The 16588-nt window shown below is 35.5% G+C and carries 12 protein-coding genes; 3 read left to right on the top strand and 9 right to left on the bottom strand.

What is annotated here, in order from left to right:
- Window positions 1-86 precede the first annotated feature (86 nt).
- A complete protein-coding gene (locus MHB70_RS02200) occupies window positions 87-1550 on the top strand; it encodes a nicotinate phosphoribosyltransferase (protein ID WP_001110354.1) in 1464 nt (487 codons plus the stop codon).
- A gap of 202 nt (window positions 1551-1752) precedes the next feature.
- Here MHB70_RS02200 and MHB70_RS02195 read toward each other — a convergent pair whose 3' ends face one another.
- The 8 genes from MHB70_RS02195 to fdhF all read right to left on the bottom strand — a co-directional run bounded on the left by MHB70_RS02195 (window position 1753) and on the right by fdhF (window position 13966).
- Entirely contained in the window at window positions 1753-4119 is a 2367-nt protein-coding gene (locus MHB70_RS02195) for a heavy metal translocating P-type ATPase (RefSeq protein ID WP_016107506.1), read from the bottom strand.
- 20 nt (window positions 4120-4139) lie between these two features.
- The gene (locus MHB70_RS02190; RefSeq protein WP_061530685.1) at window positions 4140-4517 is read right to left on the bottom strand and encodes an ArsR/SmtB family transcription factor; all 378 of its coding nucleotides are present in this window, start codon (window positions 4515-4517) and stop codon (window positions 4140-4142) included.
- Between the two features lie 291 nt (window positions 4518-4808).
- Complete coding sequence (locus MHB70_RS02185) at window positions 4809-5357, bottom strand: class I SAM-dependent methyltransferase (RefSeq protein WP_000894487.1); 549 nt, start codon at window positions 5355-5357, stop codon at window positions 4809-4811.
- 129 nt (window positions 5358-5486) lie between these two features.
- Complete coding sequence (locus MHB70_RS02180; protein WP_001284896.1) at window positions 5487-6902, bottom strand: amino acid permease; 1416 nt, start codon at window positions 6900-6902, stop codon at window positions 5487-5489.
- 103 nt (window positions 6903-7005) lie between these two features.
- Window positions 7006-8139, bottom strand: a complete 1134-nt coding sequence (ald, locus tag MHB70_RS02175) for an alanine dehydrogenase (protein WP_001219740.1) — start codon at window positions 8137-8139, stop codon at window positions 7006-7008.
- A 368-nt stretch (window positions 8140-8507) separates the two neighbouring features.
- Window positions 8508-10379, bottom strand: a complete 1872-nt coding sequence (locus tag MHB70_RS02170; RefSeq protein ID WP_001164746.1) for a glycerophosphoryl diester phosphodiesterase membrane domain-containing protein — start codon at window positions 10377-10379, stop codon at window positions 8508-8510.
- A gap of 155 nt (window positions 10380-10534) precedes the next feature.
- Window positions 10535-11017 carry a DUF1641 domain-containing protein gene (locus MHB70_RS02165; RefSeq protein ID WP_001040512.1) on the bottom strand — a complete coding sequence of 161 codons (483 nt, stop codon included), beginning with the start codon at window positions 11015-11017 and terminating at the stop codon, window positions 10535-10537.
- A 12-nt stretch (window positions 11018-11029) separates the two neighbouring features.
- On the bottom strand, window positions 11030-13966 hold the full coding sequence (gene fdhF / locus MHB70_RS02160) for a formate dehydrogenase subunit alpha (protein ID WP_000840632.1): 2937 nt from the start codon (window positions 13964-13966) through the stop codon (window positions 11030-11032).
- A gap of 301 nt (window positions 13967-14267) precedes the next feature.
- On the opposite strand from fdhF, the gene fdhD reads away from it, so the two are divergent.
- On the top strand, window positions 14268-15074 hold the full coding sequence (fdhD, locus tag MHB70_RS02155; protein WP_000397291.1) for a formate dehydrogenase accessory sulfurtransferase FdhD: 807 nt from the start codon (window positions 14268-14270) through the stop codon (window positions 15072-15074).
- A gap of 226 nt (window positions 15075-15300) precedes the next feature.
- A complete protein-coding gene (locus MHB70_RS02150) occupies window positions 15301-15807 on the top strand; it encodes a GNAT family N-acetyltransferase (RefSeq protein WP_000405887.1) in 507 nt (168 codons plus the stop codon).
- Between the two features lie 455 nt (window positions 15808-16262).
- Here the strand turns inward: MHB70_RS02150 and MHB70_RS02145 are convergent, their stop codons facing one another.
- A complete protein-coding gene (locus MHB70_RS02145) occupies window positions 16263-16385 on the bottom strand; it encodes a hypothetical protein (RefSeq protein ID WP_001068390.1) in 123 nt (40 codons plus the stop codon).
- Window positions 16386-16588: the final 203 nt, after the last annotated feature.

The raw sequence follows: 16588 nt of genomic DNA, 5'->3' as shown, positions 1-16588 counted from the left end.
CTCTTGACTTCACATCAATATCTCTTCTTTGCTACGAACGTCGTAAAATTGGTATACTATAACCAAATTACGGAGGTGTTTTCGCAATGAATTATTATAAAGACGATAGTTATGCCTTACATACAGATTTATATCAAATCAACATGGCTTATACATATTGGAAAGATGGTATTCATAATCGCCGTTCTGTTTTTGATTTATATTTTCGAAAGCTTCCATTTGAGAATGGCTACGCTGTTTTTGCTGGTCTTGAAAAAATTGTAGAGTACATAGAAAATTTCAGTTTTACCGAGAGCGATATCGCTTATTTAGCAGAATTACAATTTGAAGAAGAATTCCTTCATTATTTACAAAATATGAAATTCACTGGGGTCATTCGTGGTATGCAAGAAGGTGAAGTTGTATTCAATAACGAGCCTTTATTACGTGTTGATGCACCACTCGGTGAAGCACAAATTATTGAAACTGCCCTTTTAAACATTGTGAATTACCAAACATTAATTGCAACAAAAGCTGCTCGTATGAAGCATGCTGCAAATAACGATGAACTTTTAGAGTTTGGCACAAGACGTGCTCATGAATTTGATGCTGCCCTTTGGGGAACACGCGCTGCCTTTATTGGCGGTTTCTCATCTACAAGCAACGTTCGTGCTGGAAAACGCTTCGGGATACCTGTAGCCGGCACACATGCTCACTCTTTCGTTCAAGCGTATCGCGATGAATATGTCGCGTTTAAAAAATACGCTGAAACTCATAAAAAATGTGTCTTTCTCGTCGATACATATGACACATTAAAATCTGGTGTTCCAAATGCGATTCGTGTTGCAAAAGAATTTGGAGATCGTATTGATTTCTATGGCATTCGTCTTGATAGTGGTGATATGGCTTATTTGTCTAAAAAGGCAAGAATATTACTAGATGAGGCTGGGTTTACAAATACAAAAATTATCGCTTCTAGCGATTTAGATGAATACACAATTATGCACCTTAAATCTCAAGGTGCAAAAATTGACGTATGGGGTGTTGGAACAAAATTAATTACATCCTTTGAACAACCAGCATTAGGGGCTGTTTACAAACTAGTTGCGATTGAAGATACTGACGGGAAATTAAATGACACGATTAAAATTTCATCTAACCCTGAAAAGATTACAACTCCAGGGCTTAAACGAATTTATCGTATAGTCAACAGGGTTAATAATCATGCTGAAGGCGATTATATTGCGTTAGATTCTGAAGAGCCTGAAAAAGAAGAACGCTTAAAAATGTTCCACCCTGTTCACACATACATAAGTAAATTCGTAACAAACTTTGAAGCACGTGAACTGCATAAAGACATTTTCGTTAACGGTGAAAGAACATACGAACTACCAAGTATATTAGATATTCAAAAGTATAACGAACAGAGTCTCGCTCTATTTTGGGAAGAATACATGCGAACTTTAAACCCCGAAGAGTATCCTGTCGATTTAAGCCAAGAATGCTGGGATCATAAAATGAATTATATTCAAACTGTTCGTGAACAAGTTGAAAAAAACATACAAAAATAAACAGAGAAGTTTCCTCCTTCTCTGTTTTTTCAATACTATATGAATATTTGTAAAAAATATATTAAAATAACAAGGTGAATATTTTTTATTTGTAAAATTTAATATTGCGTTATTAAAAACTAAAATAATATTTGATATTATTTTATTGAGTCACTTTCAACAAAATAACCGATAAAAAAGAGGACGCAATTGCGCCCTCTTTTTATAAATCTTTCACTCGTAGTACACGCATTGCATTTAATACTGCAATTAACGTCACACCCACATCTGAGAAAACAGCTTCCCACATTGTCGCTATACCAAAAGCACCAAGTAATAAAACTAATCCTTTTACACCTAATGCAAATATAATATTTTGCCATACAATACTTCTTGTGCGTTTTGCAATTTTAACAGCTGTTGCAATTTTTGAAGGTTCATCAGTCATTATAACGATATCTGCAGCTTCAATCGCTGCATCCGATCCTAAGCCACCCATAGCAATACCAACGTCCGCTCGTGCTAATACTGGCGTGTCGTTAATACCATCACCAACGAAAGCAACTTTTTCTTTTCCACGCTTAGCCGCATCAATTTTTTCAATCTCTTCTACTTTTTGTTGTGGTAGTAGTTCTGCGTGAACTTCATCTAAACCTAATTCTTTTCCAACAGCTTCACCAACTGCTTTTGCATCCCCAGTTAACATCACTGTCTTCTTGATACCTAGTTCTTTTAACTTTTGAATCGCTTGTTTTGAATCCTCTTTTACCTCATCTGAGATAACAATATAACCTGCGTATTTACCATCTACAGCAACGTGAACTAATGTACCTACTGTTTCTGGTTGCTTAAATTCAATATTTTCTTTTCTCATTAATTTAGCATTACCTGCGAAAATTTCTTTTCCTTGTACTTTTACAACTGTACCATGACCAGAAATTTCACTATAGTCTTCAATAGCATTTTCATCGATTGATTTTCCATATGCATTTCGAATAGATTGTGCAATTGGATGATTTGAATATACTTCTGCAAACGCTGCATACTCTAACAGTTCTTCACTAGTAGTACCTTCACTTGGCTCCATTTTTGTAACTTTAAAGACACCTTTTGTTAATGTACCTGTTTTATCAAAGACGATATATTTCACATCATTCAATGCTTCTAAATAGTTACTTCCTTTTACTAAAATCCCACTTTTGGATGCACCACCGATACCTCCAAAGAATCCAAGAGGAATGGATACGACTAACGCACATGGACAAGAGATAACTAAGAATACTAACGCTCTATAAATCCACTCGGAGAATGTAGCACCTTCTAAAATAAGCGGTGGAATAAACGCCATGATCGCTGCTGTAATAACTACAACAGGAGTATAGTAGCGCGCAAATTTCGTAATAAAGTTTTCTGTCGGTGCTTTTTTACTACTTGCATTTTGAACTAAATCTAAAATTTTTGATACAGTAGATTCACCAAATTCTTTTGTAACTTCAATTGTTAATACACCATTTTGGTTTACAAAACCACTTAATACGTCATTACCAACTTCTACTTCACGCGGTACAGATTCACCTGTAAGTGCTGAAGTATCCATCATTGATGTTCCCTCGACTACTTTTCCGTCTAATGGTACTTTCTCACCCGGTTTTACGATAATATAATCGCCGATTTGTACATCTTCCGGTGATACTTGTTTCGTTTCATTTCCAACCTTTACATTCGCATAATCAGGGCGAATATCCATTAATGAAGTAATTGATTTTCGAGAGCGATTTACTGCAATACTTTGGAATAGTTCCCCTACTTGATAAAATAGCATTACCGCAACAGCTTCTGAATATTGTTGAATTGCAAAAGCTCCTACAGTTGCAATTGCCATTAAAAAGTTTTCATCGAATACTTGGCCGCGAGTTATGTTTCTTACCGCTCTCCAAACGATATCTCCACCTATTAATAAATACGCAAGGACGAATAATGGAATTGTTATCATTTGTGGTAAATCAGCTAAGGCAGCAATTCCTGTCAAAATTCCACCGACTACTAATCGCCCTATCATCTTTTTCACATTTGCTTCACCATGGTCGTGACTATGTCCATGGTCATGGCCGCTCTTTTCTTCACGAACAACTTTCACATCTGGTTCTAACTTTTGAACGACATTCTTTATATCTTCTACAGTCGATTCTAACTCTCTTTTATTCGCAACTTCTACTCGTAATTTCTTTGATACGAAATCAACAGTTGCTTCTGAAACTGTCGGCATTTCCTTAACTTTATTTTCAATCTTCATTGCACAGTTCGCGCAATCTAAACCTTCTAATATAAAAACTTCTTTTGCAGCTTTATTTTTTTGCTCTTCTTGCACTTTAATATGTGGTTCTAACTTTGTAACAAGCTGTTTTGCTTCTGTCACAACTTCATTTTCTTTATTTTGTGCTGTTTCTAAAACCATCGTCTTTGTTGCAAAGTTTACAGAGCAAGAATTTACTCCTTCTATATTCCCAACGCCTTTTTCAATTTTCATTGCACAGTTCGCACAATCTAAACCTTCTAACATCAGTTTCTTTTTCACTAATGCTTCTGCCATCGTTCTCCCTCCTCGCGTTTTTATTCTTCCTCGTTTACGTGTTCAAACGCTTGCTCGAAGATATGAATTACGTGCTGGTCAGCTAACGAATAATAAACGACCTTTCCTTCTTTACGATTCTTTACAAGTTTCGCTTGCTTTAACACACGTAGCTGATGTGAAATAGACGATTGTGTCATTCCTAATAAGTAAGCTAAATCACAAACGCACATTTCAGCTTCAAATAATGCATGTAATATTCTCGTACGCGTACGGTCACCTAATACTTTAAATAGTTCTGCTACTTTACTTAAACTTTCATCAGTCGGAATTGTTTGCTTCACTTGATCCACGACTTCCTCATGAATTACCGTTTGAAAACAAGTTTCCTGCGGTGTTTCTACTTTATTTTCAGCCATTATAGCTCACCTCTTTAATTGAACATATGAACAACTGTTCATATATCTTATATTTTTATTATATGAGCGCCTACTCATATGTGTCAATAAAATCCGAAAGATTTTTTTGACAATTCCATTCATATTTCAACATATACATATCAATATTCTCCACACCTATCATACTCTTCATACAAAAAGGATACACGAAAACTATCGTGCATCCTTCTCTTATTTCCCCTACATTAGCTACCCGTAAAAGCCCGATTGTTGAAGGCTAATAATCAACAGGAGATGAAGAACCCCCACTGATTAAAGTTTCACTGCATCCACAATTAACGAAGCAAATTCTAATGTACCATCTTGATTTCTATGATCAAAACGTTTCGAGCGATAAATAAAACCATCTTTCTCATTCCAATCATTATAATGAAACTTACCATTCTCATCACAGTATTCTAAAGTCCTAACTTGAAAACCTGCCGATTCAAACATGGACGTGATTGTTTTATAGTTATGAACGATTTTATGACTTGCTGCTGGATGATCTAATGGCCCTGGTCCACCTACTTGTACACCTTGCTGATATTCTTCATCTGGGAAAAATGCATCTGGCACTGCACAACGAATATATCCACCCTCCGTTAAAAACTCATAACAAATTTTTGCAGCTTCGATTCCTTCTTCGTACGATAAATGCTCCCATACATGTTCCGCTAAAATTGCTGATAAAGAATTAGGTTGAAATTTATCAAGCCAAGTTTCTCTTCGCAATAAATTTAATTCTTCTTCATTCGTATGTAACCAACCAGGGTTATTATTATACTCCTCTGCTCCAACAACCACTTTCGTTTCTAGCATTCCTCTTCCTCCCCTTTTTTCATATTCCGACATAAAAATTCGACAATTTAACATTTATTTCCTTCCTTATCCAAAAGAAAAAGCCTTGTGCGCTCCCTAGACGCACAAGGCTTACTATTTTATATCCCTTTAATTAGCTTGATCTAAATTATCCTGCGAACTTCCATCGTCTTTTAAATGACTATGTTTTTTCGAATAAACAAAGTATACAACTACTCCAATTGCTAACCAAATACCGAAGTATATCCATGTTGTTAATGGTAAATTTACCATTAAGAATAGACAACATGCAATTGAAATAATCGGTAAGATCGGTACAAGTGGTACCATAAATCCACGTTGTAATTTCGGATGCGTTTTACGAAGAATGATAACAGTTACACCAACCATGGCGAATGTTAATAACGCTCCAATATTCGCTAAATTCGACAATTCTTTTAAATCGATAAATCCAGCAATTAAAGCACTACCAATTCCTGTTAACCAAACTGAAAATGTTGGCGCTTCAGTCTTCTTGTTAATTTTCGCAAAAGATTTTGGTAATAAACCGTCACGGCTCATTGCGAAGAATACACGTGTTGTCGCATAAATGTAAGCGAAAATTACAGCCATAATACCGATTACAGCTCCAATAGCAATTACACCAGCCACTTTATCTTGTCCTACAACTTCTAACACATATGCCATAGCTTCAGGTACATCTAATTCCTTATAAGAAACCATACCTGTCATAACGAGACAAACTACAACATAAATGATTGTACAAATAACTAACGAGGCAATAATACCAATTGGTAGATCACGTTGCGGATTTTTTACTTCTTCAGCAGAAGTTGCTAATGCATCAAATCCTAAGAAAGCAAAGAATACTGCTGCTCCCCCTGCGAACACTCCACTTAAACCGTAAGGTGCAAATGGTATCCAGTTTTCTGGTTTCACGTAGAATACACCAACTGCAATGAATAAAACAACAATACCAATTTTAATTAATACCATTATGTTATTCACACGCTTACTTTCTTTTGTACCTCGTGATAATAGCCAAGTTATCACTAACGTAACGATAACTGCCGGTAAGTTTACCATACCACCTTGCGCTGGAATCGTTAGCAATGCTTTTGGGATTTCAAGTCCCAATCCACTCACTAAATTATTGAAATAACCCGTCCATCCGCCAGCTACTGCGGCAGTCGTTACGACATATACGGATAACAATGTCCATCCCATTAAATGAGCAACAAACTCACCAATTGTTGCATACGAATATGTGTACACACTACCTGAAACAGGGAGTGTAGATGCAACTTCCGCATAACATAAAGCTGCAAATCCACAAACAATTGCTGCAATCATAAATGAAAAAATAACTGCTGGACCAGCATCTCTTGCTGCTACTAATCCAGTTAATACTAGAACTCCTGTACCAATTATCGCACCAATTCCTAGCATTGTTAGGTCGAATGCCCCTAGCGTTTTCGTTAAAGTTTTACTTTTACTTTCCCCTAACAATTGCGTAACGGATTTCTTTTTAAATAGGTTGGCCACGATGAATGCCCCCTTTTGCCAAGAAGAGCTAAGAGGTATTATCTCTTAGCTCTTATCATGTTGTTTTATATATTGTTCGATTTTGTTTTGTATAATGCTTCTATTAGCAAGATACTGTTTCTGCTTCTAATAATTCTTTAGCACCTTTGTACTCTACACCGTGAGCTTCTGCAACAGCTTCAAATGTTACATAGCCATCTAATGTGTTAATACCTTTTAATAATGCAGTGTTGCCTAGGCAAGCAGCTTTGTAGCCTTTGTTAGCAATTTGTACTGCATATGGTACTGTTACGTTTGTTAATGCAAGAGTTGATGTACGTGGAACCGCACCTGGCATGTTTGCAACTGCATAATGAACAACACCGTGTTTTTCGTAAGTTGGGTTATCATGAGTTGTAATACGGTCAGTTGTTTCGAAAATACCACCTTGGTCAATCGCGATATCTACAACAACAGAACCCGGTTCCATTGATTTAATCATTTCTTCTGTTACAAGTTTTGGCGCTTTTGCACCTGGGATTAATACTGCACCAATTACAAGATCAGACTCTTTTACAGCTTCTGCAATATTGTAAGGATTAGACATTAAAGTTTTTACTTGGTTTCCGAAAATGTCATCTAATTGACGAAGACGTTCTGCACTTAAGTCGATGATTGTTACATCCGCACCTAGTCCAACTGCAATTTTAGCAGCATTTGTACCAGCTTGTCCACCACCGATAATTGTTACTTTACCACGTTTAACCCCTGGAACACCTGCAAGTAAGATACCTTTACCGCCTTTGTTTTTCTCAAGGAACTGTGCACCAATTTGTGCAGCCATACGACCAGCTACTTCACTCATAGGTGCAAGTAATGGTAATGAACGGTTTTCTAATTGTACTGTTTCGTACGCAATAGCTACTACTTTCTTCTCGATTAAAGCTTTTGTTAATTCTGGTTCTGGAGCTAAGTGTAAGTATGTGAATAAGATTAAACCTTCACTGAAGTGTTTGTATTCGCTTTCAATTGGTTCCTTAACTTTCATAACCATTTCCATGTTCCAAGCTTCTTCAGCTGTATCAACAATTTTTGCTCCAGCTTCAACATACTGAGCATCTGTGAAACCAGATCCTAAACCTGCACCCTTTTGAATAAATACTTCGTGATTGTTACGAATTAAATGTACAACACCAGCCGGTGTCATTGCCACACGGTTTTCGTTGTTTTTAATTTCTGCTGGTACCCCAATACGCATAATGAAATGCCCCCTTATAATTAACAGAAAAAAGAAAGTCTTTTTTCTTTTTGTAATAATTAATAACTTATGTCCTTATTCTAGCATAACTTAAAATTTATGAAAACGCTAACATATCATTTTTCTAAAGTTTATATATTTAGAATAGTGTAAATATATAAAACATTGATTCTATTAGGAAGTTCGTTCTATTTCATTATCTATTACTCTATTTTTATTATATCCCTTCAAAATAAGCAGTAATCATTTATTATTTGACAATAATATAACAATGTAAAAACTCCAAATGAAGACGTATACATATACAGTTATTACTTTACACAATATTTTAGAAATATATTCTTTTTACAAAAAACAGCTGCTGGCATTTAGCCAGCAGCTGGATAACTTATAAATAACTTTGAAAACAAATCATCTGTTGTTTCAGTAATTTTATCAAACAGATCACTTTCTTCCGCTTCTTGCTCTTTTAACTCCTTAATTGTTTCACGTGCATCTTCAGGATAATCGGTAATGATACCATCTACGTTTAACTTATAATATGCCTTTAAACTCTCCATATCATTTACTGTCCATACGTAAATTGGCTTATTTAACTTCCTTGCTTCTTTTACTAATTTCTTATTTAACATGTATTCTTCTGCTACATAAAAGTCAGCTTTTACATTCTTTAAGTTAGCTCTACTTGCATACAGTATATATCCTACTTTTATATCTGAATTTGCACGCTTAAACTCTTTAATGAGTGGATAGTGTAACGTTTGAATTACACATTGCTTCTCAAATTCATTATCTTTAATCGCTTTTAATACTTTATTTACAAAGTCTTTTTCGCCCCCATGAAGCTTCACTTCAATATTGAGTTTGATTTTCCCCTTTGCAAGCTTAATGATTTCATCAAGTGTACTTATTTGTCCTGAAAATCCATCTTGACTAAGAGTAAGCTGTCTTAATTCATCCATCGTTAAATCTGACACATGCACATTGGCATTTGCAAGACGTTTTAACTTCAAGTCATGTATAACCGCTAGCTCACCGTCTTTCGTTTGTAATACATCTATTTCAGCGTAGTCTGCTTTTGCATCAATAGCACCTTGCACAGCTTCTTTCGTATTTTCTACCCCTTTTGATATATATCCGCGGTGCGCCATAATAATCGGTTCTTTATACGAATTTGAAATAAACGTTACAATGAAGGCAACGACCATTCCGGCCGTAATAATCCCTACAATATATACACTAATAAATTTCCAGCGATGTTTTTGAAAGAAACATTTATCTGCTTTCGTTTTCGAATAATCTAATCCTTCTTCTAATAACACATCTTCAACCGGAACCTTTTGTAAGTACAATCTTGTTATAGCCATAATATAAAATGGTGTCACAATAAAGCTAAATAAATACAATGTACTTGTTAGGAATACAGAAATCGTTGATTCGGCTAATAACGCAAATGTTCCTTCCGGGTTTGTAAATTCATACACACCCCATAGGCACAATAAATATATTCCAAAAAACAAAATATAAACAATCCCTATTGAAATGAAAAATCCTACTAAAAAGAATAGTACTTTAAAAAAGCTTTCTTTTACTAAAGCTGCACTTTTACGCGCTGCTGTGCGAAACGGCTTTTGTTCTAAAACGACAATAGGTAGAACGAAAATCCAGCGAAGGTTCAAATACGCAACTACGGCAAAGAACGTGTAATAGCCTACTTGTCCCATCGTCGTTTTAAACAGTTCTCCTGTAATAAAGTTAGGAATTTGGATTTGCGGAATTAATGCCGTTTCATATCCCATATTTAAAAGAGGTAATAATACGACAGCATATAAAATAAATCCTGGTAAGCAATATGTGAAAAGCGTAGGTAAGTACGTTACGGTTTTATATAAAATCGGGCGTAATTTCACCTTTTGTCTTTTATGAGCGAAATACGAAATAATAATAAGCACCGCAAATTCCGTAAAGATAAGAAACAGTGCTAACAAGGATAAAATTACGATTGCCAAAATGCCGTATGGTGTTTTCAAAAATGCTAATAATTCATCATTTGTCGCATTTGCGTAACCACCAAAATACAATAATTTATTAAAAATGATCCCAAACAGTGGAACAAACACAATCGCTGCTAACAATTTATAAGCAAGTTGAAAGGTTAATACATTCCAAAAAGCAAATTTTACTGTTTGAAAGGAATGGCTCATTACTCCTGGTATAGATAGTCTTTTACGGTGTTGCATATATTCCTCCACATTCTAAAACGATATTTGAGATGGATTCCACATTTCCATTTCTAATCCATCTTTTTAATAATAATATATTCCGCTTAACATGAACACTCTTATACATACAATGAAAAAAGTGATGGCTATTTCCCATCACTTTTTCATCTACTCTATTTTTTCTCTAATCCTTGCCCAAATGCTTTCAAAAAGCTAAAACCGAATGTAATTGCTCTATTGATATCTGGATCTTTTAATACTTTAAAGAAATCCATCACTTTTGTTTTTTTACCACTATTTAATTCATCTGTTGCAAATTGCAATCCAGTAACTAAACTCGATGTGATTTGTTTTGTTACCTCTGGGTCAACTGAAGATAAAGCCTCTCCTGCCCCCATCATATTGTTCAGTGCATTTTTCACTGGTTCACGATTTAATTGCTCAACAGCAATTTTCGAAACATCTTCTTTCGCAGCAAGTAAACTAATTGCCGCATCTAAAATACCAGCTTTCTGTAATTGCGCTAGTAATTGCATCGTTTCCTCGACTGCTTCACGGTTATTCGCTAACTCCGTGAACAGTTCCTCTGCTAATTGCTGTTTCTTCTCTTCTTCTGTTACAACTTTCTTTTTAATTAACGTAATTTCTTTTGCCACTATCTCCGCCCCCTAGTCCACAAGTGATACGTATTGTTTTCTTTGCCACTTTTGCTGAATTTCAACACCATTTTGTGGATGGCGTTTTTTATCTCGCGGGTTTGAAGATGGTAATGGACGATTTCCTTTTTCACGTAATACGCGCAGTTTCACCATCGTTTGTTTATAAGCTGGTGTACACGTATAAATGTCTGTCGCTGTTCCTGTTAAAATATTAATAGCCTCTTCATTTACTGTCGCATGCATTGGTAAATATAACTCATTTCCCGTTACACGGTCTGTAACAAGTGCTTGTACTTTAATCTTTCCGAACGGCGATGATAATTCTACAAGACCACCATCTTTCACATTACGCTCTTTAGCAAGTTCAGGTGAAATTTCAACGAATACTTCAGATACTTTAGATAAAATACCAGCCGACTTATTCGTCATATTCCCTTCATGGAAATGCTCTAGCATACGACCATTATTTAATAGTAAATCATACTCATCCGGCGCCACAACTGGTGGTACCCATTCATCTAATGATAAACGAGCAAGTTTATCTGGGAAGTTAAATCCATCTACATATAATAGCGGTGTATCGCTACCATCATGGCTACCCCAACATAAACTATTCCATCCTTCTAAACGATCATATGTTGCCTGAGAATATAACGGTGCAAGCGATGCTATTTCATCCATAATCTCACTTGGGTTTTCATAATTCCAATCTCCGCCTAGTGCACGAGCTACTTTTTGTAAAATCCACCAGTCTGGTTTTGAATCACCAAGCGGCTTCAATACTTCATATAATCTTTGAATACGACGTTCTGTATTCGTAAACGTCCCTTCTTTTTCTAAGCTCGGTGCTGCCGGTAAAATAACATCAGCAAAACGAGCTGTTTTTGATAAGAACATATCTTGAACAACAAGGAAATCTAAATTCTCTAAAATATGTTGCACATGGTTCGCATTTGAATCTACTAAAGCCATTTCTTCACCCATAACATACATACCGCGCAGTTTTCCTTCTTCCGCCGCAAGTAACATTGCAATATTATTTAATCCTGGCTCTTTCGGAATCGTCGTACCGTACGCTTTTTCAAATTTAGCACGGAGCGTATCGTCAGATACCGCTTGATAACCTGGAAGCCAATTCGGTAAGGTCGCCATATCACAAGCGCCTTGTACGTTATTATGTCCTCTTAATGGGTATGCACCTGCACCAGGACGACGGTAGTTACCCGTAACAAGTAATAAATTTGAAATTGCAGCTGAAGTTGTACTACCACCTGTATTTTGAGTTACACCCATTCCCCAAAGTACACAAGTACCGTCTGCTTCATATACCATACGAGCCATTTCTTTCAGGTTCTCTTTAGAAATCCCCGTAATTTCTTCTGTGTAATCAAGCGAATACTTTTCTAACATTTTGCTATATTCATCAAAGTTCTTTACATTTTCAGCTAAGAACTTTTTATCATGCCAATCTTGATCGATAATATATTTCGTAATACCAGCAAGCCATACATAATCAGTTCCTTGACTCGGATGAACAAATATATCCGCACGCTCAGCCATTTCATGTTTACGAAGGTCTGCTACAATTAATTTTTGTTCGTGTAATTTATGAGCACGTTTCACACGCGTCGCAAGTACAGGATGTCCCTCTGTCGGATTCGCACCAACGATAATAACAAGACCTGCTTCAGCGATATCTTTCACTGTTCCAGCATCCCCACCCATACCGACAGTTTTAAATAAGCCGTCTGTTGCTGGAGATTGACAATAACGGGAACAGTTATCTACATTATTTGTTCCATATATTTGACGAGCTAGTTTTTGCATAAGATAATTCTCTTCATTCGTTACTTTCGAAGAAGAAATAAACCCAAATGCATCGCTGCCGTATTCTGATTTAATATGCTGCATGTTAGATGCAACAACTTCAAGAGCTTCTTCCCAAGAAGCTTCAACAAACATATCTCCTTGGCGAATTAATGGCTTTGTAATGCGATCTTCACTATTTACAAAGTCCCATCCAAATTTGCCTTTTACACATGTAGAGATACCATTAACCGGTGCATCTGAAACAGGTTGTACTTTTAAAATATGACGGTCTTTCGTCCACACTTCAAACGAGCAACCTACACCGCAAAATGTACAAACTGTTTTCGTCTTTTTAACCTTCGTCTTGCGCATCGCAGATTCCACTTCTGAAACTGCTAAAATACTGCTATATCCTGGCTCTACATCTTTTACAAAATCAATCATCGGATCTAACACATCTGGTTTTAATCCTGTCATAAACCCAGCTTCACCTAGCATTGTTTTTTCCATTAACGCATTACATGGACAAACTGTTACACATTGCCCACAACTCACACAAGACGAGTCATTTATACTTACACCATTGTCCCAAATAACACGCGGGCGGTCTAAATTCCAATCAATCGATATAGTTTCATTGACTTGTAGGTTTTGACATACTTCTACACACTGTCCACAAGCAATACATTGATTGGGATCATACCGGTAAAACGGATGTGACATGTCCACTTCACACGCACTTACTTTCGGTTCATACGGGTATTTCTGTTCTTCAATTTCCATCATATGCACTGTATTATGCACTTTACAGTTACCATTATTGTTATCACAAACAGTACAATACAATAAATGGTTCTCTAATATTCGATCCATCGCCTCAGTCTGCGCCTCTTTTGCGCGCTGCGACTGTCTTTCAATATGCATACCGTTCTCTATTTGCGTTGAACAAGCACGCATTAACTTCCCATCTACTTCTACAATACATGTATCACAAGTTTGAATTGGATCTACTTCTGGTACATGACAAATTTGAGGATGTTCCAAGTTACTCTCGTTAAATAATTGTAGTATCGTCTTTTCACCTGATGCAGCAAATTCTTTACCATCAACGGTTACACGGACTGTCTGTTCTGCCATAGTTTCCCCACTCCTTACAACCAACTGTACAACACGTTTATGAATCCGTTTTCAAAAAACAAGTTACTGTACATATTTTTGAAACGCTCTGCTGAAATCCTTTTCTTATGAAGTCGATTCTTGATGTTATAAGGTATAACTACGAAAGCTTGAAAATGTCACTATTCTACAGTTCTATTATATCGTACATATACAATAATAACCAAAATAATCTGTGATTTCCCTGCTAATAGGTGTTTTTATTTTTTCAATGTTTTATGATAAATGTGGGAGAAAAATACATATAAAAGGGGAATTTAATATGGAGTTTACGCAAGAGACATATACGATTGTACGCTATCAATCTGGCTCATTTTCAAAACAAGTTGATGAGATTGTTACAGAATCTCCTATTACTATTAAATTAAATGGTGAAGAATACGTAACAGTTGTATGCACACCAAATTACATTGAAGATATGGTAGTTGGTTTTTTAATTTCTGAAGGAATTATTTCTTCCTATAAAGATGTTGAAGAAATATGGGTTCAAAAAGAGAACGGAATTGTCCATGTAAAATCATCAAAAGTGAATCCACTCTATCAAACTTTATATAATAAACGATACATCACTTCTTGCTGCGGAAAAGGTAGACAAGGTTTTATTTTCGTAAACGACGCCGCAAAAGCAAAAGATTTACATGATATACATGTAAAAATTACTCCTGAAGAATGCTTTTACTTAATGAATGCCTTACAACAATCTTCCACTACATTTCGCCAAACCGGCGGTGTTCACAATACTGCGCTATGTGATCGAAACAATATCCTTATATCAAGAATGGATATCGGAAGACATAACGCATTAGATAAAATATACGGCTATTGTTTACGTAATGATATATCTGTTAAAGGAAAAATTATCGCATTTAGCGGACGTATTTCATCTGAAATTTTACTCAAAGTTTCAAAAATCGGCTGTGAAATTGTTCTATCCAAATCCGCTCCAACAAAACTAGCCTTGCAACTTGCTCATGACTTAGGCATTACAGTCGTAGGATTTATTAGAAATGACTCTTGTAATATTTACACACATCCAAAACGAATTGATGGCTATCAATTGAATGTTTAAAAAATAACTCCTCGATCGAGGAGTTATTTTAGTTATAAAAATGTAATATATTAAGGACTTGAATAGTTAATAAAGTTAATATATAATTTCATTACACAATTAAATCAAAACATTGTAGCATATATCTTTTCATTCTTTTACAAATTAAAAGAGACTGCTAAAAAACGCATACTCAATCTTATAAAAGTAATGGATTTATTTGAAATCCACCAAGGAGGTTACAACTATGGAAATTCGCTTATTAACAACAGAGGACGCAGAAATATATTTAAAAGTTTGTATGGAAGGTTTAACGAAGAACCCGGAAGCTTTTAGCTCTTCTTATGAAGATGTTCTTAAACATGAAAATCCTGTAGCTGCTATGGCAAAAAGATTAAGCAATCCCGATAAGTATACTCTAGGTGTCTTCAACGATAACGATTTGATTGGTATTGCTACTTTAGAAACAAAACCATTCATTAAACAAGAACATAAAGCAAAAATCGGCTCCGTTTTTGTTTCCCCAAAAGCACGTGGCCTTGGGGCAGGACGAGCTCTAATTAAAGCAATTATTGAAAATGCCGATAAATTACATGTAGAACAACTTATGCTCGATGTTGTAGTTGGTAACGATGCCGCAAAAAAACTATATGAGTCATTAGGTTTCCAAACTTACGGCGTGCAAGAACGTTCATTAAAGCACAACGGTCAATATTGGGACGAAGAACATATGGTTTTATTCTTAAATGATTAATACTTCAATATAAAGTGAAACTTTAATTGGTGGGGGTGTCTATCCCCACTGATTATTAATCCACAAATAGCGGGATAGTTTTCCCAAAGCATCTTCTTATTAAGAAAGATGCTTTTTTCATTACAACAATGTAATCTTCATGTCACCTTTATCGATCGTACCAATCCTTTCCATTCATTATACTAAAAATATAAAATGAACGAACAGCATTCAATTGATATGTAGAGGAGAATGTGACATGAAACAAAAAAAACGAGCTATCTTTTTAATATGTGCTACAGCAATGGTAACTTCTGGATTAGCAATTTTACCTTGGTTTATTATATAAAAATATGCCTCTTGATAAAGTAGAACTTTAATCCAGGAAGTCATTCCCCCACTAGTTATTACTCCACACCAATCGGATAAAATAAAAAAAGCTGATTGCTTGTTAACAAGTAATCAGCTTTTATATATTATAAAATCCCCAAAATTTTATTTACGCAACTTATAATAATAATCATAGATACGGCAACACACATTACAACCGTATTACGATCTTGCTTTTCTTTTTTTGAAATTTCTTCTTTTGGATTCATGTGTATTATCTCCTTTTAAAAAAAGTGTGAGATAGGAAATTTTTCTTATCCGATGCGAGGTGAATACGAAAACCCTCTCTATCTCACATACACAATAGAATGGAATTGTCATTTTATAAATAAAATGACATGACGTTATGTCGCAACATAGGGTATTTGTGTCGCTACGTTTTCTATTATAAATAATAGTTGTGCAAAACTAG

Source organism: Bacillus sp. FSL M7-1020, assembly GCF_038050415.1.
In the GTDB taxonomy this organism is placed as follows: Bacteria; Bacillota; Bacilli; order Bacillales; family Bacillaceae_G; genus Bacillus_A; species Bacillus_A toyonensis.
Note: the sequence above shows the minus strand (reverse complement) of the source record. Positions and strands in the feature narration are given on the sequence as shown.